Raw genomic sequence first — 21,005 nt, 5'->3', positions numbered from 1 at the left:
TACGTTCAATTATCCGGAAACGAGGTATAATGTTTTACACCGCAGGTAGAAGTCCAAACTGCCTGAACTTTTGCAAATGCCATAACGGAAATCCCGAACATGGCACAAAATAAAATTTTCTTTTTCATAAAAATTGTTTTTAGAATTGTTAATACTTAAACTCCCCGGCTGCTCAATTTATCTAGAATAATTGCACAGTCGGATGATGCATCATTATGACATTTCAGAAAAATACAGTAGGCAGAATGCCGTCCTGTTCGCGAATTTCTCATTTGTGTCATATCACAAACCTATGAATAATTTTGTAATTCTATTGCATAAGAAAATCAACAAATTACGCTATATTTTTTAGGCAAAAAAAATATTTTTTTTTCAAAAAAGAAAAATTTTATATAAAACGGGATTTCCACTTTTATGATTTTATGATCACTTTACTTTTGTAGGAAAATATGACTAAAATATTTGTTTTAATCATATTTTATCAACTTTTTATCAGTTAGCTTTGTCAGATAAAGTTTTTATATTAGCAACAAGATGAATCTTTTTTGTTCATTATTGTGTTTTTGCCCTGTAATACTTTTTACAGGGTATTTTGTTATATAAAGGTTTTATTTAGAATAAATAGGTAAAAGTGATTTGAATCATAGATTAAAAAAAGCTTAAATCTGTTAACATATATTTTTATTTAATAATTTTGTAACATTAAATTTTAAACAAATGGGAATCAATTTAAAGCCTATTGATATTGTAGATGATATTACTCAGGAAGAATTCATTGAAAAATATCTTAAGCCCAGAAAGCCTGTGGTAATTAAGAACATGGCGAGAAAGTGGCCTGCTTACCAAAAATGGACCATGGAGTATATGAAGGAAGTTGTAGGAGATGTGGAGGTTCCGTTATATGACAGCTCTAAGGCAGACCCTGCAGCTCCCATTAATGCATCTGCTGCAAAAATGAAATTCACAGATTATGTAGATCTTATTCAGAGAGAGCCTACTGATCTCAGAATTTTCTTTTTTGATCCTATAAAACATGCCAAAAAATTGCTCAGAGATTATATTTCCCCGAAAGATTTAATGGGGGGCTTTCTGGATAAATATCCCTCCATGTTTTTTGGAGGAAAAGGATCGGTAACATTCCTTCACTATGATATCGATATGGCGCACATCTTCCATACGCACTTCAACGGAAGAAAGCATGTTCTTCTTTTCGACTACAAATGGAAAGAAAGACTCTACAAAATTCCTTATGCAACCTACGCACTGGAAGATTATGATATTGAAAATCCCGATTTTACGAAATTTCCTGCATTGGATGGAGTAGAAGGCATCGAGTGTTTCCTTGAACATGGAGATACCCTATTTATGCCGACCGGATGGTGGCACTGGATGAAGTACCTGGACGGAAGCTTCTCTATATCCCTGAGAGCATGGGATAAATCATGGGCCGTGAAAGCCCATTCTTTATGGAATCTTACGGTACAGAGAAAATTTGATGATGTTATGAAGAAAAACTTCAAAAAGAAATACATGGACTGGAAGGAGAAAGTAGCCGTTAAAAGAGCGGAAATCGCCTGGAAAAGAGGCTTACCAAAATAATAATACAAGAGAGACTGCCCAAGAAGACAGTCTCTTTTTTGTGATTATTTTTGCTTTATATATTTGGGGTCAACAAAATCCGTAAGCCAGACGTTATTTTCGGAGAGATAAAATAGAAGTCCGTCTTCATACATCTTTCCTGTCATGATCGTAAGAAGGACGGGTTTTCCGTGACGCATGCCGACTTTCTCAGCGGTGTCTTTATTGCTGCTCAAATGAACATGTTGCCGGTTTCTTTTTTCGATACCTTTTTCCAGAATAGATTCCACATTCGTCTCAGCCGTTCCGTGGTACAAAAATTCCGGCGGAAGCTGAGGTTTCAGCGCCAGATCAATATCAATTGAATGCCCTTGGTTGGCTCTTATTTTATTTTTACCTTCATTAAAAATAAAGCGCTTCTTATCGTTGGTTTTTACCATTTCCTCAAGCTCTTCAAGAGTAAAATGGATATTGTTTTTCGAACATTTTTCCTGCAGTTCTTTTATATCTGCCCATCCGTTTTCGTCCAGGTTCAGGCTAATGATTTCAGGTTGATGCCTTAATACGAGACTTAGGAATTTGCTTATTTTTTTATTGTGTTTTTCGTTCATTACTGTTATTTAATTTTTCTTCTAATTTTTCGCAGAGCTTTTCAATGTCTTTCTTTCTTGCCAGCACATCAATCCATTCTTTAGGAATATTTTCAAAACCGTAATAAATTCCCGCAATTCCACCAGTGATGGCTCCTGTGGTGTCGGTATCTTCACCTAAGTTAACAGCTTTTAAAACTGCTTCTGAATAATTTTCAGAATTAAGAAAACACCATAATGATGCTTCTAAACTGTGGACAACATAACCACCTGAACAGATAGAATCTTCGGGAAATTTTGAAATGTCATCTTTCAAAATTCTGTCAAAAAGTTGGATTTCTTTAGGATTAAAACCTTGATTTTCCTTAAATATCAAAGTTGTTTTCTGGGTATCTTGATAAGCTTCATCCTTACTTTTTCCTTTGATTAATTCAATGGCAAAAATCACATAAACAAAACATGCAAATACAGAACGGAAATGACCATGTGTAATCGAAGACACTTCTTTTACTGTCTGATATATTTTATCAATATTTTCTTCATTTTCAAGATAAAAAGCTAACGGTAATGTTCTCATTAAAGAACCATTTCCATTATCTTCTTCAAAAATATTTCCCGAAAATTTTGCGCTTTCTCCTTTTATTAACCTTGCAATGGAGTACCTTGTCGTTCCCCCAATATCAAACAGTCTTCCGTGAGCGGTCCAGTGTCCGTATTTTACCCACTTTACAAAGCTTTGTCCGATCTTTTCCAGATCATAACTTTTCGCAAGTTCATCTGCAATACAAAGGGTTAATGAACTGTCGTCGCTCCATGTTCCTTTCGGTTGGTTCCATGATCCGAATTCGCGCATATTTTCAACAGAGAATCTTTTTAAAGTTTCCCGGCTAGTGAATTCCACCGGAACACCAAGCGCATCACCCACACAAACCCCGAAAATTCCTGCTTTTACCCTATTTTTCATCAGGCAAGATTTACCAGTTTATCAAACAGCAGTTTCATTCCCTGGGTTGCGGTTTCTTTCATCACAACCGCTCTCTGGCCGTAACCGAAACCTGTTTCGTTGGGATTAATAACGATTAAAAGACAGTCGTCTTTAATATCATGCAACAATCCTGCTGCAGGATACACCTGTAATGATGTTCCGATCACCAGGAAAATATCTGCTTCTTTCGCCATTTTAGTCGCTTCTCTCATTAGCGGAACATCTTCTCCGAACCATACGATAAACGGTCGTAGCTGTGCCCCGTCTTCCGCCTTATCGCCGATATTGATGTCGCCTTTATGCTCGTAAATCAGGCTTTTATCATTACACGAACACGATTTGAATAACTCGCCGTGTAAATGTAAAATATTCGTTGAACCTGCTCTTTCATGCAGGTCATCAATATTCTGGGTGATGATCTGAACCTTGAAATATTGTTCCAGTTCTGCCAATAATCGGTGCGCATCATTCGGTTCTACTTCGTGAAGCTGTCTTCGCCTCTGGTTGTAAAATTCAAGAACTAAAGCCCTGTCTTTTCTCCATCCTTCCGGACTTGCTACATCCGTGATGCTGTGGTTTTCCCAGAGGCCGTCTCCGTCTCTGAAGGTTTTTATTCCGCTTTCGGCACTGATTCCGGCACCGGTTAATATGGTTAGTTTTTTCATTTGTTTTAGTTTTTATTGTTTTTGTATAATTTTTAACGCAAAGACCACAAAGTTTTTTTGTTACTACTAAATGTTTTTAGTTCGCAAAGCCGTTTCACTTAGCGAAGCTCACAAAAACTATTATTCTGTATTATTCTTTTAACAGTATTCTGTAAATTTCCTCATTTTCATCATCAAAACAGACGAAAATAACTTTTTCAATGATCTCCGATGTAAAGTTTTTCACCTCATCTATGGCAATTCTTGCCGCCAATTCTTTTGGAAACCGATAAACTCCTGTACTGATGTTGGGAAAAGCTATCGTTTTGAGGCCAAGGCTTTCAGCCAGTTTCAACGAATTATAATAGCAGCCTGCCAACAATTGTGAACATTTTTCTTCATCTCCGTTCCAGACCGGACCAACGGTGTGGATCACATATTGTGCAGGAAGATCTCCGGCAGTAGTGGCAACAGCTTCACCGGGTTTGCATTTCCCCTGTTTGTTCCTGATTTCAATACACTCTTCCAAAATCTGTTTTCCTCCTGCCCGATGAATCGCGCCATCAACGCCGCCGCCTCCAAGTAAAGAAGAGTTGGCCGCGTTGACAATAGCATCTACCTCAACCTTTGTAATATCTCCTTTTATTAATTCAATTCTCATATTTATATTTGTTAATTATTCTTTTTTAAACGCAAAGTCCGCAAAGTTTTTGTTATTATTAACTGTTTTTAAGTTCGCAAAGTTACTTCGACAAGCTCAGCATAAACTATTCACTTAACTAAGATCACAAAGCGTTTTTCAACATAAGATTTAAAATTTCTGATAATAACTGAGTTTGTTGTATTCCCTTTAAATATATTATTGTTTTTGATTTAAAACCAAAACCGCTTCATCATCAGAAAGCCTGATTTCCGCTGTTGCGCCGCTGTTGAACTGCAGGAAATCCTGCTCGATTCCGTCGCTAAATATAAAACCATTATTTGGCATTAAAGATTCTATAATCAGGTTGTTGCCTTTTTTCAGTTTTCCACTACAGATGTCAGTTTGTGTTCTTATACTTTTAAAAGGCTCCCGTACGGCAAAGAACAGGTCATCTTCATGAAGTTTCGGATATTGCAAATCGTTTCTGCCTGAAATTCCGGATGCCATATTAAAAATCGAGCTCAGCCAGCCTGTGCTTCCTGTCTTTGTAGAAACAATAATGCCGCTGGAAGAATGCATTTCTTCTTTTCCGTTCAGCATGATTTTATATCGTGCAGAACTGTGGGAGGAAATTCCTATAAATAGATCATTCACTGCCAATAGTTTCTGTCCGTCATTCAGTACTGCTTCAGCAAACTTCATCTTTTTTGAATTAAAATTTTCGTTAATGACAGCATATACACCTTTCAAAAAATTTTTTGCAGTGAAGGGAAGTAATACGCCATCATATCTTTCCGGATCAGGATTAACCGCAATAATCGGGATGTGTCTCGAATATTTGGCAACATTTGCAACCAGACCGTCCTGTCCTACAACCACTATCAGATTATTATCAGAGAAAATGTAGGAAGGAATAAATTCTCTTTCAATGACCTTATTTTTAATGACCTTCGAAAGCTGTGTCTGCACTTCCAGAAACGACTGATAGAATTTCTCATGTTCATCCACATATTCCTGAAAGTTTCCTCCCGAACTTTCAATATAAAACTTCGCCTGCGCCTTAGTGTTGAATCTTTCCACCAAAGCTTCGAGTCTTGTTTTATTTTTGATAATGATGGCGTATTCTATTTTCATTTTTTTTATTTTTTAATGCAAAGACGAGAAGATTTATTTACGGCTGACTGTTTTTCGGGTTCCAGGCCTTACTTAGTTAAAATACGATCCAGTAGGTCCGGACGTATATTTAAATTCCCGATTTTTCCGGCATTTTCGGCCAGCTCCCTGAATGCTAAAGCAATATTGTTTTTGGCATCCTGTTTTCCGCTCAAAGCGGTTAACACTTTCCAGTCGATTTCCCTGTACGGTTTCAGGGAAGCTTCGAGAATATAACCTTGTGTTTCTGCTTCTTTTCGGTCGTTTTCGGTTTTCTGTTCGATCAGCTTTTTTCTCTGGTTTTCAACGGAAATATCAGCGGCTATTTTCATTTCGCGGAGGATCCTGTTGTTTTCTTCCTGCTGCACTTCGGTTTCCATTCTTTTTTCTTCAATCTGCTTTTGTTTTTCTTCAACGGCAATTTCCGTATTCAGCTCAGATTCTTTGATTTTTCTTTCCTGTTCCACCGCAAAATTCCTTCTTTCGTAAATCGCTTCATCAGCCTGCTGCTGCAGTTTTTCTCTGGTTTCCGTTTCGAGCGCTCTCGCCATTTCGGGAGTTGTCTGAACGGCAAGAATATTAGCTCGGAGGATTTCTATTCCCATACTTTTATCGATTCAGAATTCATCAATCCTTCCAGAATATTTTCTTCAATCTGTTTTGCAGAACGGATGGCATCTTTTAAATTAAGCTGATGGATAAATGATGAGGTTGCAGTCTGCGCAAGGTTAATAATTCGCTGATTCAGCTTTTCAATATCATTTTTTTTGTAAACGCCCTGTTCGTCAACAGTAAAATCCAGCGTGTTGGAAAGTGCTTTGGGATCTGTAATCTTATAGCTGATCTGCCCCTGAATTTTCACGGTCTGATAATCATTGGTATTTTCATTGAATATAAACGGCAGGTCATTGCTTCCCAGCGGAATCGCAGCAATAGACGAATTAGGAGCGAAATAGAAGAATGATAATCCCCTTCCTTCTCTGGCGATTTTTCCATTTTTAAAATGAAGAACGTACGTCATAGAATCAAATTTGATGTGTGTAAATCCAAACATAGCTTTATGATTTTTAATTAAACAATCTTCTAATTTTCGTGTATTTTTTACGCAAATTAAAAGTAAAATTTTTTATCCTTAATTTTATGAAGAACAACATTTATTCATATTTAATATTGTTCTTCTTATTCTTATTCTGATTATGGTGTATATATTTTGTGTTTCTGCCTTAATTCATCTCTTACCTCCATTAAAGCAAATCCCAGCAGATTTTCGCCGTTCCATTGCGCCGGATCTTTAGCCCGCGGGTCTGTTTCCAACACCCCGATTCCCCAAATCGTATCGTACGGACTTGCTTCTGCCAGAATTTTATCATCCGTTGAGATCAGAAATTCTTTAAACTTTTCATTCTGGGAGAATTTCAGCAAATTTCCCTGCTTCACAATATTGTATTTATGTTCATCCCAGACTTCAGGATTAAAGTTTTTTACTTTTCTTCCTAAACTTTTTGCCTGGTTGGGTGTTTCTGCTTTTAAAATCTGTTCTAAAATATCATTATCATGAAACAGCCTTGCTTTTCCAGCCATCATATAATGCTCTGCAGTTTTATAAATTGTTCGATCTTTCTCAAATTCAAAAGGAAACCACTGGCTGAAACAAGCCTTCGTAACTTCATCTTTAGCAGTATGCCCCCAAAAGAAAAGAAATTCTAAGTCTTTATTTTTCTGAAAGATGTCAATAATATTATATAATGTATATTTCATAATTGCGTTATTATTACACAAATTTAAAATAATCCGGACCAAATCTCCAAATTAATTTGTGTTTATTTTACGCTAAATATTATAACTAATTGATTTGGAGGTGATAAAATTTATTTAAATATTTTGTTGCAATAAATTTTAATTGGAGAATTGCTTAATAACAAGAATCTGATTTTAATGAATATTTTTCTGTAAACAATAATATTAAAAGAAAATAAAACACCAAATAAATTAATTGGGTTAAAATGTAACACTTGTTTTTATGAAATTAACTAAAAAAATATTTATCTTTGGGATAGATTCTGAAAACAATACCATGAAAAAAGTATTTTAGATCTTCCCTCAACATTATTGGTTCAATTTCTACTTAAGATTGAGCCCTTACTAAGGAGAAAAAATAAATGAAGCCCGGAACTGAAAAGTTCCGGGCTTCTTAATCAAATCGATATGCAAAGGTTGAATATCCTTATAAATTGCTGATGGTTTTTGGTTATTAGTTGATGGTTATAAAGCCTATCAACAAGCAACATTCAACCAACAACTAGGAAAGCAGCCTTTTAGCCATCTCGGAAATACTTTTTCCGTCGGATTTTCCGGCTAAGGACTTTGATGCTATTCCCATGACTTTCCCCAAATCTTTCATGGATTCGGCACCGGTTTCGGCGATAATGTTTTTCATTTCTGTTTCCAGTTCTTCTGCAGAGAGCTGTTTGGGAAGAAACTGCTCAATTACTTTCATCTGGGCTTCCTCTACTTCCGCAAGATCATTTCTTCCCTGTGCAGTAAACTGCTCGGAAGAATCTTTACGCTGCTTTACCATTCTCTGAAGAATGGCAATTTCCTGCTCTGCGGTAACTTCTGCCCCTCTGGCTTCTGTTTTAAGCAATAATATTTGAGATTTTACGGCACGAAGAGAGTCCAAAGCAACTTTGTCTTTCGCTCTCATAGCCGTTTTTATTGCTTCATTTATGGTGTTTTCTAAGCTCATTTTATTTGGCATTTAGCTGCTGGCAATTAGCTGCTGGCTCTTAAAGCTGACTTTAGAGCCATTTTCAAGAAGCCAATCGCCGGTAGCAATTAATCTACGTCTTTATTCAAAAATCTGTTTTCTCTGATCTGCATGTTTCCATTGTTTTCAGACAGATACGTGTTGATATTCTGTTCTGAAGCATTGGTTCCTTCAATAGAGATGTTCTTTCTTTTAAATGCAGGAACCGATTCAAACTCGCTGGAACTGTCGAAACTCTGGTAACGAGAATTAAACTCTTTCAATTTATTTCTGCGTTCCATTACTCTTTCCTGATCAACCGTTTTATTCACGAAGGTGAACTCTTCTTCTGCGGGTTTCGGAGATTGTGTTTCAGGTTGAGTTTCTGCAACAGGTTCTTCTTTTAGATGCTGAAAGAAATGCTCAACTTTCTGAAGAGGCTCTTCCGTTAGCTGGTTTACCTCTGTTGAAGAAGTAAATTCCGCTTTCGGCCCGAAATCAGATTTCGGATCTGTATTTTTTGATTCATTTACAAAAAAGCTGAACTCAACAGGTTTTTCTTCAGAATACGATCTGCCTGAAGCGTTTCCTGCTTGTGGCTCTTCTTTTTTCTGATCAAAATCAAATTTGAAAGACTCTATTTCAAGATCATTCGGATCTTCTGGTTCTTCATCAAGAGAAAACAGGCTGAAAGATTCTTCTTCTTCGTTTCTCCAGTTGTGTTCCGGGGTATGAACCGTATCTTCCTCTCTGTCAGTGAATTTTATTTCAGTTCTGGCAGGTTCTTCTTCAATGATCATTTTTTTTTCAGAAGATGAACTGAAGAATGGAGCATCATTATCTTCGTCATCAAGTCTGAAAAGGCTTTTTCCTCCAAAATCGTAAGACTGCTCGGGTGCGTCTTCTCTTTCCTGTCTTGTTTTGAATGGAGATTCTTTCGGTGTATCAAAGCTGTCGTTCAGACTGATCTTGATTTTCTCTGTAGGCCCGGAAAATTTTTTATTATCATTGGAAAAACCTGTGGCGATTACAAGAACGCTTACAGAATCTCCAAGTTCTTCATCAGAACCCACCCCGAAGATAATATCTGCGGTATTTCCGGCTTCTTTCTGGATATGATCCATAATTACCCCGATCTCGTCCATCGTTACTTCTTCCACACCACTTCGGATCAATAAAAGAACGTTTTTAGCGCCGGTAATTTTATTATCATTCAACAATGGAGAATCCAATGCTTTTTTAACGGCTTCTTCGGCTTTATTTTCACCTGAAGCAACACCGGTAGACATCAGTGCCGTTCCTGAGTTCTGAAGCACGGATTTAGCATCTCTAAAGTCAATATTTACATCAAAGTATCCGGTAATTACTTCGGCCATTCCTTTGGCAGCATTTGTCAATACCTCATCTGCTTTTGAGAATCCCTGTTTGAAACCAAGATTTCCGAACTGCTGTCTTAATTTATCATTATTAATAACGATCAGGGAATCTACGTTATTTCTTAATTTATCAAGTCCGTTTTCCGCCTGCTCCAATCTTCTTTTTCCTTCGAAACTGAAAGGAACGGTAACGATCCCTACCGTAAGGATTCCCATATCTTTTGCCACTTTGGCAATTACGGGAGCAGCACCGGTACCTGTACCGCCACCCATTCCGGCAGTGATAAATACCATTTTTGTATTCTGGCCCATAGCCGCTTTGATATCCTCGATGCTTTCAATTGCAGATTTTTCTCCTACTTCAGGATCGGCGCCTGCTCCGAGACCTTCTGTAATCGTTGTTCCTAACTGCACTTTATTGGCAACCGGATTATTATCCAAAGTCTGAGCATCTGTATTGCAGATCACGAAGTCTACCCCGTGAATTCCTTTTTCGTACATGTGTTTCAGTGCGTTGTTTCCGCCACCTCCAACACCAATCACTTTTATTATTGATGAATTTCCTTTTGGCAAATCAAATGAAAACCCCTGTGTCCCTATATTTTCCATAACTATACTTTTATAATTGATAATTGATTGATGATCAATGACAAGGAAAAGATCATTATCGCTTATCATTTTATCATTTATATTTTATTCTACTTCTTCAAAGAATTTTTTTACTTTTTCCATGAGCGACTGCCCGAAAGTCAGTTTTGCTGCTCTTTTGGACTGCTGCTCGCTTACCGTATGCTCAGGTTGTACAATTTCAGGCTGCTGTACGATGTTCTCCTGAGTCGTTTCTGCTGCGGGAGACTGCGTTTCGGCTTTCGTTTCGGCAGGCTGTTCAGGTTCCTGGAGTTCAGCATTCTGTTTTTTATCCCTGATCTTTAAACTTTCCATTAATAACCCGATGGAAGTTGCAAATTCAGGTCCTTTAAGATACTGATTTTTATCATTCGCTATGTATTCGTTGGCAAAACCGATTCTGCTGTCAAATCCTGTGGTATAGTTCGCCAGCTGACGCAGATGCTTAAGGTTGGATCCGCCTCCTGTAAGCACGATTCCTGCAATAAGTTTTTTCTTCTGTTCGAATGCACCGTACGCTTTAAGTTCCGTATTCACCATTTCCAGGATTTCTTCTACTCTGGCATTAATAATCTGTGCCAAAGTTTTGAGTGAAATCTCTTTATCCGGTCTGCCGTGAAGCCCAGGAATGGTTACGTAGGTACTGTCTTTTTCAAGCTCCGGAACTGCAGAACCGAATTTTACTTTTAGCTGTTCTGCATGCTTTTCGATGATAGAACAGCCTTCTTTAATATCTTCCGTAATGATACCGCCACCGTAAGGTATTACACAGGTGTGACGAATAATATTGTCTTTAAAAATAGCGATGTCGGTAGTTCCGCCTCCGATGTCTACGATGGCTACTCCTGCTTCTTTTTCTTCTTTGGTTAGTACGGCTTCTGAAGATGCCAGTGGTTCCAGGGTAAGAGCTTCCATTTCGAGTCCCGCCTCGCGTACACATCGTGCGATGTTACGGATGCTTCCCATCTGACCTACCACAACGTGAAAGTTGGCTTCCAGACGTTTTCCGTGCATGCCTACAGGCTCCTGGATTTCTCCTTCGGAGTCTACCTTATATTCCTGAGGAAGTACGTGGATAATTTCTTCACCGGGAAGCATGACCAGCTTCTTGACCTGATCTTTCAATGCTTCAATGTCATCATCTGTAATGAATTTGTCAGGATGTTCACGCATAATATAATCGGAGTGCTGCAGAGAACGGATGTGTTTTCCTGCAATTCCTACCGTTACTTTACGGATAGGAACCCCTGCGCTGGACTGTGCTTCAGACACAGCAGCCTTGATTGAATTAATGGTCTGTGAAATATTATTCACAATACCTTTGTGAACACCAAGACTCTTAGCCTTCCCTACACCGAGAACTTCTATTTTCCCGTGTGCATTCCTCCTTCCGACAATCGCGACAATTTTTGTCGTCCCGATGTCCAGACCTACTGAATACTCTTGATTTTCCATTTGTTTATATCGATTTGATTTTTTTATTCTATTTTAATTTTCGCCTTTGTTTTCGGCTTTACTGCCGTAGATTTCTTCTCTGTTTTTTTTGTTTCCTTTGGCTTTACTGTTTTTGGTTTTAATGAAGAGGAGGTTGGTTTGTTAGTCTTTTTTATATCATTTGGCTTTGGCTTATCATTGGTTTTATTTACGGGAACTAATGAAGCTTTTGCCAGTTCTTTATTTCTTACATTCAGAATGCTGTCATTTTCTTTAAAATAAGGATTTAAAGTGGTGACTATCTGGTTCTGATATTTCACCGACACCATTTTGTATTTTTCAGGATCCTGATAAACAAGATATTTTTCCACAAATGTTTTAAAGCCTTTTACCTTAAATTCAATATTGTCCAGATCTCCGATTTCAACTTTATAGTTCCCTTCGCTGGTGAGAAGGTTGTAGTCTCCTTTATCTTTAGAGATGCCGATAAAGTATTTTTTGCTGAATTCGTCTTTATCAATTTTCTCCACAAGTTCTGCAAGCTTCTGATATTCATCTTTCTGCACATCTCCCGTTACCAGCATGCAGGGATGAGAATATGTTTTAGAAATAGGAAATTCTATGCCTTTTTCATCCACATAGAAATCGCGTCCGTCCTTATTCAGCCTGAAAACAGGAACCCTTTGTTTGATGTCTAAGTTGAGCTTCCCGTTCAGATTAAGATATACATTAGCGCTGTCTACGGCAGGAAGGGCATTGATCTTTTTTTCCAGAGCAGGAATATTAAGATCCCCCACTTTTCCGGAAGGATTTTCTTTTTTTACAATTTCCCGAATGTCTTTTTCATCAATAAAGTAAACCGGCGTTTTCTCGCTCATTTTTACAGAAATCTTATTGTCCGTAATCTTCTGGCCACTAAATTTCTTCAATGAGAAACTCAGCAGAAATCCTAGAATGATTACTGTGACGGCAATTTTTAATATTCTGTATTTATTTTTCATTTTTAAATTTTTTAACGCTAAGCTCGCAAGGTTTGTTTTTAGTATTATTTGTTACTTTTTTGTTCGCGAGGGCGTTTCACTCAGCAAATGATAGCTGAAAATATTTACTATCTTATCCTTTATTTGTGCTGTTTAAACCAAGCTTTTATAATTTATTTACTGCTCTTTTTACTCCGTTTTTAAATAAGGTGGAATGAAAATTTAAAATCATACCCAACTTTATCTCTGTTATTCTTAAGTAATTTAGAAGCTGGAAAAAATGATATTTATTAATTTCCGGAACTGCTTTTATTTCTATAATTACTTTATTATCGATCAGCAAATCCGTTCTGAATGCTTTCTCGATGATCAAACCTTCATAATTGATACTGATATCTTTTTGACTCTCAATGCTAAGTCCACTATTTTTCAATTCGTAAATTAAGCATTGCTCATATACATTTTCATAGAGTCCTATTCCAAGTTTACGATGCACTTTCATCCCTGCATCAAAAACTATGTTTGATATTTCATTTTCTGTCATCTTTTGTGTTTTATTCTAAAATGATATTTTCAGCTATCATTTGCTGAGTGAAACGCCTTTGCGAACAACTTTATGCGGATTATATAAATTTCCTTTGCGCTCATTGCGTTTATTAAATTAATATTTACTCATCCACTCACAAACAGGATCATACAGCGTATCAATATTCCCTGCGCCTACCGTCAGAAGGATGTCAAATTCTTTTTCTTTTATTTTACTGAAAGCATCACTTAATGTTGAAACTTCCTTTTTATCTGAAGTCACTTTTTCCAGGAGCCAGTCTGAAGTAATTCCTTCAAAATTTTCCTGAAGTTCTCTTGCCGGATAAATATCAAGCAGGATTAATTCATCGGCCTTACTAAGGCTTTCTGCAAAACCATCAGCAAAATCTCTTGTTCTGCTGAACAGGTGCGGCTGGAAAACGACCAGCAGTTTCTTTTCCGGGTAAAAAGTTCTGATTGAGCTCATTACCGCGTTGATTTCAGTCGGGTGGTGAGCGTAATCATCGATATAGATTTTACCGTTCTCATATCTGTGTTTGGTATATCTTCTTTTAATGCCTTTAAAATTGGCAATTGCTTTTTTTAAAGTTTCAAAATCGACTCCCAGATTATGAAGGATTGCCAACGCCACGGTCGCATTTTCCACATTATGAATTCCCGGAATTTCCCAGGCAAAATCTTTTACTGTTTCTTCCGGAGTATGAAAATCAAAATAAATTGTATCATTCTCCATACGCAGGTTATTCGAATAATAATCTGCTTCTTCATTTACAGCATAGGTGAGGTGTGGCCTTCCGATGTCAATCCCTTTTCTTACAAAAAGCTGTTTATCGTCCGGAACCAATGCGGCAAACTGTCTGAATCCTTCTTCAATGGTGTTTTTGTCACCATAAATATCCAGATGGTCTGCATCGGTGGAGGTGATAACTGCCCAATCCGGAGAGAGATTCAGAAAACTTCGGTCATATTCGTCTGCTTCAACGACAGAATATTGAGTCCCGTTATACAGGAAGTTTGATCTGAAATTTTCGGAAATTCCGCCCAAAAAGCATGAAAACGGCAGATCTGCTTCTTTGCACAAATGTGAAACCAAGGTAGAGGTTGTTGTCTTTCCGTGTGTGCCGGCAACAGCGATACAGTCGGTATTTTCTGTAATCAATCCCAATACTTTTGCACGTTTAAGAACTTCAAACTTATTATCGTTAAAATAATCCAGAATTCCCAAAACCTTAATGGCAGGTGTATATATTACCAACGTATCATCTTTCTGAAGGGAGGTAATTTTTTGGTCAATATGATCATCAAAAACAATATCGATTCCTTCGTTCATAAGAGTCTGGGTAAGCTTGGTGTTGGTTTTATCATAACCATACACGTTTTTGCCCGAAGCATGGAAATACCGTGCCAGAGCGCTCATCCCGATACCTCCGATACCCACGAAGTAAAAATTCTGATATGTATTTAAAATGTTCATTTTTAATATTTGTTTAAATATCTGACAACAATCCAAAAAATAACTCCGATTATTGAACAGATTAATATATTCCTACCTTGTTTTCGGTCTTCTTCCTTATAGACATAAGCAGATTCTCCGTTTGATAAATTTCTCTTGTAAGACATTATGGTATATCCTATTATAATACCTAAAAAGCCTCCAATAAATGCAAAGAAATATCCTAAATAAAACCACAGTTTCGGAACTTCAGCTTCTTTTGATAATTCCTCTAACCTTTGTTTTGAAATAACCGTGAGAATTTCCGGACTAATTTCTTTTCCTCTTTCTTTTAAAATTTTCTGAGCCAGCAAGTAATCAAATTTGCTCCACTCTTCCTTCTTTAGTATAATTTCGATAAGCTCCTCATCAGAATATTCAAAAAGATAATAATCTCTTTCAACATTTTGCACATCATTTTCTACAAGCTTTTCCTCTAATTCTTCAACTTTATTAAAATCCTCTTTCTGGATTTTTAATTCAAATTCCTGATTGTTGACATCTGCTCCAAAGCTTGAATCTAATCTGGAGGAATTGTCGGCCAATTCATAATCAATATGATTAACTTCAAGAATTTTAATTAATTCTAAAGCATCATCCTTATAAATAAATTTTCTATATGTAGAAAGTGTGGCTGACATTATTCAATTATTTTTAAAATCTCATCTACAATTTCTTTAGCTGCATTTGGCTTTGCGAAATATTGCAGATTCTGAGACATTTCTTTTCTAATATTTTCATTTGTGCAGATTTCCGAAAGGGTATTCCAGAATTTTTGCTGCATTTCAGAGTCTTTTACCATTTTCGCGGCATTCTTTTCCACCAGATTCATCGCATTTTTTGTCTGATGGTCCTCTGCCGCAAAGGGAAAAGGAACCAGCAAAACAGGTTTCTGTGCTACTGCCAGCTCTGAAATGGCAATGGCACCCGCTCTGGAAACAATAACATCTGCCGCAGAATATGCTGTTTCCATATCTTTAATGAATTCTTTGATCTGAATGGAAGCGGGAGGCTGCAGGCTTGAGGAAAGTTCTGCGTAATCCAGTTTTCCGGTCTGCCAGATCAATTGATAACCTTTTTTCTTCAGGTTTTCAAGATTTTCTTTCCATCCGTTATTTAATGTTCTTGAACCTAGAGAGCCACCGACTGACAAAATTGTCAGTTTATCTTTATCAAGACCCATTTTTTCTTTTGCCTGGGCTGTTTGCTGCATTCCCGAAACAATATTTTCGCGGATAGGATTACCCAGAAAGTGTATTTTATCTGCCGGAAAGCCATCTACTTTAGGATAGGCTGTAAATACTGCTTTTGCTTTTTTACTTAAAATTTTATTCGTTATACCTGCGTGTGCATTCTGTTCCTGAATAAAAATCGGAATCCCCAGTTTACTGGCTTCATATAATGCCGGTCCGCTTGCAAAACCACCTGTTCCTATCGCGAAATCGGGAGCGAAATTTTTAATGATTTTTTTAGATTTAGATAAACTTTTTAAAATCTTAAAAGGCAATCCTAAATTGGAAAACATATTTCCCCGATTAATTCCGGCAATATCAATCCCTTCTATTTTGTAGCCGGCCTGAGGAACTTTTTCCATTTCCATTTTGCCGTTGGCCCCAATGAACAAAAATTCTGCATCCGGAAATCTTTTTTTGATTTCGTCTGCAATAGCAATGGCCGGGAAGATGTGTCCTCCTGTTCCGCCTCCGGATAATAAAACGCGGATGGCTCTCGGCTTCTGGCTATTAAATGATTGATTGTCCATTTTTATTTTATCTATTTTAAATTTGACAGGATTTGCATCCTATCCCTAATTATGTCTTTCCTTCTAACTCTTTTATTTAAGCAATATCGTTTATTTCGGCAATGCTTTGTTTTTTGCCCAGTCCTTCTTCATCATAAATCTGGATTCGTGAGCTTATATTTAAAATTATTCCCAACTGTAAATAGGTTACCAGCATGGATGTTCCTCCATAGCTGATCAGTGGCAACGGCTGACCGGTTACCGGGATCAGATTAACGGCTACCGCAATATTTACGGAAAGCTGAATAAAAATCATTACCCCGAGACTGAGCACGAGCAACGATCCGAAAAATGCCGGCATTTTACTGGCAATCATTACAATCCTGATCATCATAATTAAATACATACTGATCAGAAAGGCTGCACCGATTACCCCATATTCTTCAACAATTACCGCAAAAATAAAGTCGGAGGCAGACTGCGGAAGCATTTGTTTTAATGCGCTTTTTCCGGGCCCCATTCCTGTTATCCCACCGTGAACAATAGCTGCTTTAGCCTGCATCACCTGATAGTTTTTGGCTTTTACACTTTCATCGTCTACATCAGCCGATTTGGCTTTGCTTGAAGTAAATGTTTCAATACGGCTCATCCAGGTGTGTACCCGGTTCCCGCCGATGAGATTTGTATTTAAAGCAATAATCAGAAACAAAACAATCGCAATAAAGGATGCGGAGATGAATCCTGCAATATACTTCCAGTGAAGCTGCCCTATAATTAAGACAATAACCGAAACCATTAAGATCATTAATGCTGTAGATCCGTTATCTTTTGCAACAAGAACGAAGACAAGCAGAATGGGTCCGAAGATGTACATGATATTCTCAATGGGAAGCCTTTCTCTGGTTATTTTTTTGGTTAAATATCTGCAGAGATAGATGACCAGCATAAGAAACGCAAAGGAGGACGGCTGAAACGAAATCGGTGTTCCCGGAATTTTAAGCCATCTTGAAGCACTGGCTCCATCAATGGTTTGTCCGGTAAACATGGTGACAATCAGCAGAATGATCATTAAGCCCAGCAAAATGCTGCTGAGTTTTCCGATGTATTCATATTTTACCATTCCTACCACTCTCATGATGGCAAGACCCAAGACTACGAAGAACATATGCTTGATCACGTGACCTGTTGTAGTCCCGTTGTTTACAATATATTCCAGATTTGAGCTTGCAGAATATACAGGGAAAATAGAGAAAATGGAGATCACAAGGATGACCATCCAAAGTACTTTATCGCCCTTCAGGAATTCAAATCTGTTTTCTGTGTCTTGTTCGTTCATAATATCCTCACCCCAACCCTCTCCAAGGGAGAGGGAGTTTTTGGGACTCTATTTATTTTAATACCTGTTCTTTAAATTGCTGACCTCTGTCTTCGTAGCTTTTAAATAAATCAAAGCTTGCGCAGCATGGTGAGAGTAAAACCGTATCGCCTTTTTTAGCGAGCGATTTTGAAATTTTTACCGCTTCTTCCATACTTGATGTATCGTAAATAAATTCTTTCTTGTCTTTAAAGAAGTTTATAATTTTCTCATTATCAATTCCTAAGCATACAATTGCTTTTACTTTTCTTTTGACTAAATCTTCAATTTCGGTATAGTCATTTCCTTTATCTACGCCTCCAACAATCCATACGGTTGGGTTCTTCATGCTTTCCAAAGCGTAATAGGTTGCGTTGACGTTAGTTGCCTTACTGTCGTTGATGTATTTTACTCCTTCAATTTCTGTAACAAATTCCAGTCGGTGTTCTACGGCCTGAAATGTCATTAGTGAATTTCTAATACTTTCGTTATTGATTTCCAGTATTTTACCTGCAATGGATGCGGCAAGGCTGTTGGCAACGTTATGGTTTCCCAAAAGAGATAATTCCTCGATTTTCATTGAGAATTTTTCTTTCATTTTAACCACAATATTTTCATCATCAACAAAACCTCCTTCAGACAGTTTCTCTTTGGTGGAAAAAGGAATCATTTTCGCCTTAACCTCCAGTTTTTCAAGGATATTTTTGCTCATTTCATCATCTTTATTGTAGATGAAGAAATTGTCATTTTCCTGATTTTCCGTAATTCTGAATTTGGCCAGTGCATATTCTTCATAGTTATAATTGTACTGATCCAGGTGATCCTGTGACAAATTCAGCAATAAAGAAATATACGGTCTGAAATTCTGAATATCATCCAGCTGGAACGAGCTTACTTCCAATACATAATATTCATAGTTTTCATCGGCAACCTGCTTGGCAAAACTGTACCCGATGTTTCCCCCAAGACCAACATTGAGTCCGTCGTTTTTCAGGATGTAATAGATCAGCGAGGTCGTGGTTGTTTTCCCGTTGCTTCCGGTAATCGCGATGATTTTGGCATCGGTAAATTCCGAGGCGAATTCAATTTCCGATGAAAGTCTGATCCCTTTTTCATGGATTTTATGGATGATATCTGCCTTTTTGGGAATTCCCGGGCTTTTTACAATCCAATCCGCGTTCAGGATTCTTTCTTCATTATGGTTTTCTTCTTCAAATTCAATTTCATTATCCGTAAGAAACTGCTTATAGTGCTCTTTAATAGTTCCCTGGTCTGAAAGAAAAACTTCCAGCCCTTGTTTTTTAGCCAAATAAGCAGCACCGCAACCGCTTTCTCCTCCTCCTAAAACAACTATTTTCATATTTTTTTGATTTAATGATTGATGATTCTCTAATTTTAAAATTCTAAAATCATTCAATTTTAAATTAACTTCTTATCTCATCTTCAATGTAATGAGACATACAATTGCCAGCATAACACCGATAATTATCATTCTGTTAACGATTTTGCTTTCATGAAAACCGCCTTTCTGATAATGATGGTGAAGAGGTGACATCCTAAATAATCTATTGTTTTGGGCATATTCCAGCCCGTATTTTCTTTTTCTGTATTTGAAAACAATTACCTGAAGCATAACGGAAAGGTTTTCAATTAAAAAGATTCCGCACAGTACGGGAATCATGAGTTCTTTTCTTAAGATAATGGCTAAGACGGCAATAACTCCTCCCAACATTAAACTTCCTGTATCTCCCATGAAAACCTGGGCAGGATAGGTATTGTACCAGAAGAAACCGATTACGGCTCCCACCATGGCGACCACAAAAATGGTAGTTTCACCCATGTTAGGGAGAAACATAATATTCAGATAATCAGCGAATATGATGTTTCCCGAAAGATAAGCGAACAAACCTAAGGTAAGTAAAATAACGGTACTGGTTCCTGCAGCCAGACCGTCTATTCCATCAGTAATATTGGCACCGTTTGAAACGGCTGTCACGATGAAAATTACAATAGGGATGAAAACAACCCATGCCCATTCGTGAGCATCTTTATCATTCATCCAAAACAAAATTCCACTGTAGTCGAATTCATTATTTTTTGCAAAAGGAACGGTGGAAACGGCAATTTTTTCTGTCGGCATGAAGTTTTGCTCTACATTGTTCCGGTTTACGACTTTAGCGTCCAGATATTTTCTTTTTACGGTAATATCAGGGTGAAAGTACATCGTAACACCTACAATCAGACCCAATCCCACCTGGCCTACGATTTTGAATTTGCCACTGAGGCCGTCTTTGTTCTTTTTTATTTTTTTCAGGTAATCATCGAGGAAACCGATGGCACCCATCCAAAGTACTGAAACGATGAGAAGAACAATATAAATATTGGTGATTTTTGTAAACAGCAATACAGGAATCAGCGTTGCCAGAATGATAATAAGCCCTCCCATGGTGGGAGTTCCTTCTTTCTGTTTTTGGCCGTCCAAACCAAGATCACGAACCAGTTCGCCCATCTGTTTTGCTCTCAGATAGTTAATGATTCTTTTTCCAAAAATAAGAGCTATCGTTAATGAAAAGAGCACCGCCATTCCCGCTCGGAAAGAGATGTATTTCAACAATCCAAGTCCGGGGACATGGATTCCGTGGTTGGTTAAATATTCGTATAGATAGTATAGCATTTTTTAATTATTGATGTTTGATAATTGATGATTGATATCTGACGGATATTAAATAATCTTACTCTTTAATTTGTTCTTATAAGTTGATGTCACTTTCAAAATCTCTAAAGACTCATTGATAAGTTCATCTATCATTACTTTTGAAGCTATATTAACTTCCTGAATTACTTCCAACCAAAATACTGTTTCATCTGCTTCCTCTACAACTATGCAGATTTTAGCATATTTTTCTTTGTCTGATCTGGCTCTGCACATTGCTCTATAATTAGCTGCAACAGAACCTGCCGAACGGAATATTTGTTTTCTGATTACTGATACTTTATCAGAATATGCCAAATCCGATAAACTATTAATTATATTTATTGCTAAAGTTTTTGTTCTTTTAGCAAAAATCTGGTTGTAATTATTTTCCATCATTAATCAATTATCAATAATCGTTTATA

General features: G+C 37.3%; 22 protein-coding genes. 1 reads left to right on the top strand and 21 read right to left on the bottom strand.

Annotated elements, in window-relative coordinates; all coding sequences use genetic code 11:
• Positions 1 to 5 precede the first annotated feature (5 nt).
• Entirely contained in the window at positions 6 to 128 is a 123-nt protein-coding gene (locus ACYT6F_RS05270) for a hypothetical protein (protein ID WP_472600202.1), read from the bottom strand.
• Positions 129 to 717: 589 nt separating this feature from the next.
• Here ACYT6F_RS05270 and ACYT6F_RS05265 point away from each other — a divergent pair.
• Positions 718 to 1,599, top strand: coding sequence for a cupin-like domain-containing protein (locus tag ACYT6F_RS05265; protein ID WP_472600201.1), 882 nt, complete (start codon positions 718 to 720; stop codon positions 1,597 to 1,599).
• A gap of 44 nt (positions 1,600 to 1,643) precedes the next feature.
• Here ACYT6F_RS05265 and ACYT6F_RS05260 read toward each other — a convergent pair whose 3' ends face one another.
• The 20 genes from ACYT6F_RS05260 to ACYT6F_RS05165 all read right to left on the bottom strand — a co-directional run bounded on the left by ACYT6F_RS05260 (position 1,644) and on the right by ACYT6F_RS05165 (position 20,979).
• Positions 1,644 to 2,189 carry an RNA 2'-phosphotransferase gene (locus ACYT6F_RS05260; protein ID WP_472600200.1) on the bottom strand — a complete coding sequence of 182 codons (546 nt, stop codon included), beginning with the start codon at positions 2,187 to 2,189 and terminating at the stop codon, positions 1,644 to 1,646.
• Positions 2,170 to 3,132 carry an ADP-ribosylglycohydrolase family protein gene (locus ACYT6F_RS05255; RefSeq protein ID WP_472600199.1) on the bottom strand — a complete coding sequence of 321 codons (963 nt, stop codon included), beginning with the start codon at positions 3,130 to 3,132 and terminating at the stop codon, positions 2,170 to 2,172. Before ACYT6F_RS05255 ends, ACYT6F_RS05260 begins: the two co-directional genes overlap by 20 nt.
• Positions 3,132 to 3,818 carry an SIR2 family NAD-dependent protein deacylase gene (locus ACYT6F_RS05250; protein ID WP_472600198.1) on the bottom strand — a complete coding sequence of 229 codons (687 nt, stop codon included), beginning with the start codon at positions 3,816 to 3,818 and terminating at the stop codon, positions 3,132 to 3,134. The genes ACYT6F_RS05255 and ACYT6F_RS05250 overlap by 1 nt, the downstream gene beginning before the upstream one ends.
• Positions 3,819 to 3,948: 130 nt before the next feature.
• Positions 3,949 to 4,458, bottom strand: a complete 510-nt coding sequence (locus tag ACYT6F_RS05245; RefSeq protein WP_472600197.1) for an O-acetyl-ADP-ribose deacetylase — start codon at positions 4,456 to 4,458, stop codon at positions 3,949 to 3,951.
• Positions 4,459 to 4,656: 198 nt separating this feature from the next.
• Positions 4,657 to 5,574, bottom strand: a complete 918-nt coding sequence (locus ACYT6F_RS05240) for a diacylglycerol kinase catalytic domain-containing protein (protein WP_472600196.1) — start codon at positions 5,572 to 5,574, stop codon at positions 4,657 to 4,659.
• Positions 5,575 to 5,642: 68 nt separating this feature from the next.
• The gene (locus tag ACYT6F_RS05235) at positions 5,643 to 6,197 is read right to left on the bottom strand and encodes a hypothetical protein (RefSeq protein ID WP_472600195.1); all 555 of its coding nucleotides are present in this window, start codon (positions 6,195 to 6,197) and stop codon (positions 5,643 to 5,645) included.
• Complete coding sequence (locus ACYT6F_RS05230) at positions 6,188 to 6,646, bottom strand: SPFH domain-containing protein (RefSeq protein ID WP_472600194.1); 459 nt, start codon at positions 6,644 to 6,646, stop codon at positions 6,188 to 6,190. Before ACYT6F_RS05230 ends, ACYT6F_RS05235 begins: the two co-directional genes overlap by 10 nt.
• A gap of 140 nt (positions 6,647 to 6,786) precedes the next feature.
• Positions 6,787 to 7,350 carry an NADAR family protein gene (locus ACYT6F_RS05225; protein ID WP_472600193.1) on the bottom strand — a complete coding sequence of 188 codons (564 nt, stop codon included), beginning with the start codon at positions 7,348 to 7,350 and terminating at the stop codon, positions 6,787 to 6,789.
• Between the two features lie 541 nt (positions 7,351 to 7,891).
• Complete coding sequence (locus tag ACYT6F_RS05220) at positions 7,892 to 8,338, bottom strand: GatB/YqeY domain-containing protein (RefSeq protein ID WP_472600192.1); 447 nt, start codon at positions 8,336 to 8,338, stop codon at positions 7,892 to 7,894.
• A gap of 89 nt (positions 8,339 to 8,427) precedes the next feature.
• Positions 8,428 to 10,323, bottom strand: a complete 1,896-nt coding sequence (gene ftsZ / locus ACYT6F_RS05215; protein WP_472600191.1) for a cell division protein FtsZ — start codon at positions 10,321 to 10,323, stop codon at positions 8,428 to 8,430.
• 84 nt (positions 10,324 to 10,407) lie between these two features.
• Positions 10,408 to 11,796, bottom strand: a complete 1,389-nt coding sequence (gene ftsA, locus ACYT6F_RS05210; protein WP_472600190.1) for a cell division protein FtsA — start codon at positions 11,794 to 11,796, stop codon at positions 10,408 to 10,410.
• A 23-nt stretch (positions 11,797 to 11,819) separates the two neighbouring features.
• On the bottom strand, positions 11,820 to 12,776 hold the full coding sequence (locus ACYT6F_RS05205) for a cell division protein FtsQ/DivIB (protein WP_472600189.1): 957 nt from the start codon (positions 12,774 to 12,776) through the stop codon (positions 11,820 to 11,822).
• Between the two features lie 145 nt (positions 12,777 to 12,921).
• Positions 12,922 to 13,299 (bottom strand): GxxExxY protein, encoded by a 378-nt coding sequence (locus ACYT6F_RS05200; protein ID WP_472600188.1) that lies wholly within the window; start codon positions 13,297 to 13,299, stop codon positions 12,922 to 12,924.
• A gap of 117 nt (positions 13,300 to 13,416) precedes the next feature.
• On the bottom strand, positions 13,417 to 14,775 hold the full coding sequence (gene murC, locus ACYT6F_RS05195) for a UDP-N-acetylmuramate--L-alanine ligase (protein ID WP_472600187.1): 1,359 nt from the start codon (positions 14,773 to 14,775) through the stop codon (positions 13,417 to 13,419).
• A gap of 2 nt (positions 14,776 to 14,777) precedes the next feature.
• Complete coding sequence (locus ACYT6F_RS05190) at positions 14,778 to 15,434, bottom strand: hypothetical protein (protein ID WP_472600186.1); 657 nt, start codon at positions 15,432 to 15,434, stop codon at positions 14,778 to 14,780.
• Complete coding sequence (murG, locus tag ACYT6F_RS05185) at positions 15,434 to 16,555, bottom strand: undecaprenyldiphospho-muramoylpentapeptide beta-N-acetylglucosaminyltransferase (RefSeq protein ID WP_472600185.1); 1,122 nt, start codon at positions 16,553 to 16,555, stop codon at positions 15,434 to 15,436. Before murG ends, ACYT6F_RS05190 begins: the two co-directional genes overlap by 1 nt.
• 76 nt (positions 16,556 to 16,631) lie before the next feature.
• Positions 16,632 to 17,870, bottom strand: a complete 1,239-nt coding sequence (locus ACYT6F_RS05180) for an FtsW/RodA/SpoVE family cell cycle protein (RefSeq protein ID WP_472600184.1) — start codon at positions 17,868 to 17,870, stop codon at positions 16,632 to 16,634.
• Positions 17,871 to 17,922: 52 nt separating this feature from the next.
• On the bottom strand, positions 17,923 to 19,248 hold the full coding sequence (gene murD / locus ACYT6F_RS05175; RefSeq protein WP_472600183.1) for a UDP-N-acetylmuramoyl-L-alanine--D-glutamate ligase: 1,326 nt from the start codon (positions 19,246 to 19,248) through the stop codon (positions 17,923 to 17,925).
• Positions 19,249 to 19,320: 72 nt separating this feature from the next.
• Positions 19,321 to 20,562, bottom strand: a complete 1,242-nt coding sequence (mraY, locus tag ACYT6F_RS05170; protein WP_169231589.1) for a phospho-N-acetylmuramoyl-pentapeptide-transferase — start codon at positions 20,560 to 20,562, stop codon at positions 19,321 to 19,323.
• A gap of 48 nt (positions 20,563 to 20,610) precedes the next feature.
• Positions 20,611 to 20,979 carry a four helix bundle protein gene (locus tag ACYT6F_RS05165; protein WP_472600182.1) on the bottom strand — a complete coding sequence of 123 codons (369 nt, stop codon included), beginning with the start codon at positions 20,977 to 20,979 and terminating at the stop codon, positions 20,611 to 20,613.
• Positions 20,980 to 21,005 lie beyond the last annotated feature (26 nt).

The sequence above is a fragment of the Chryseobacterium sp. NG-CE01 genome (genome assembly GCF_055695505.1).
This window is presented reverse-complemented; position numbering and strand designations above follow the sequence as displayed.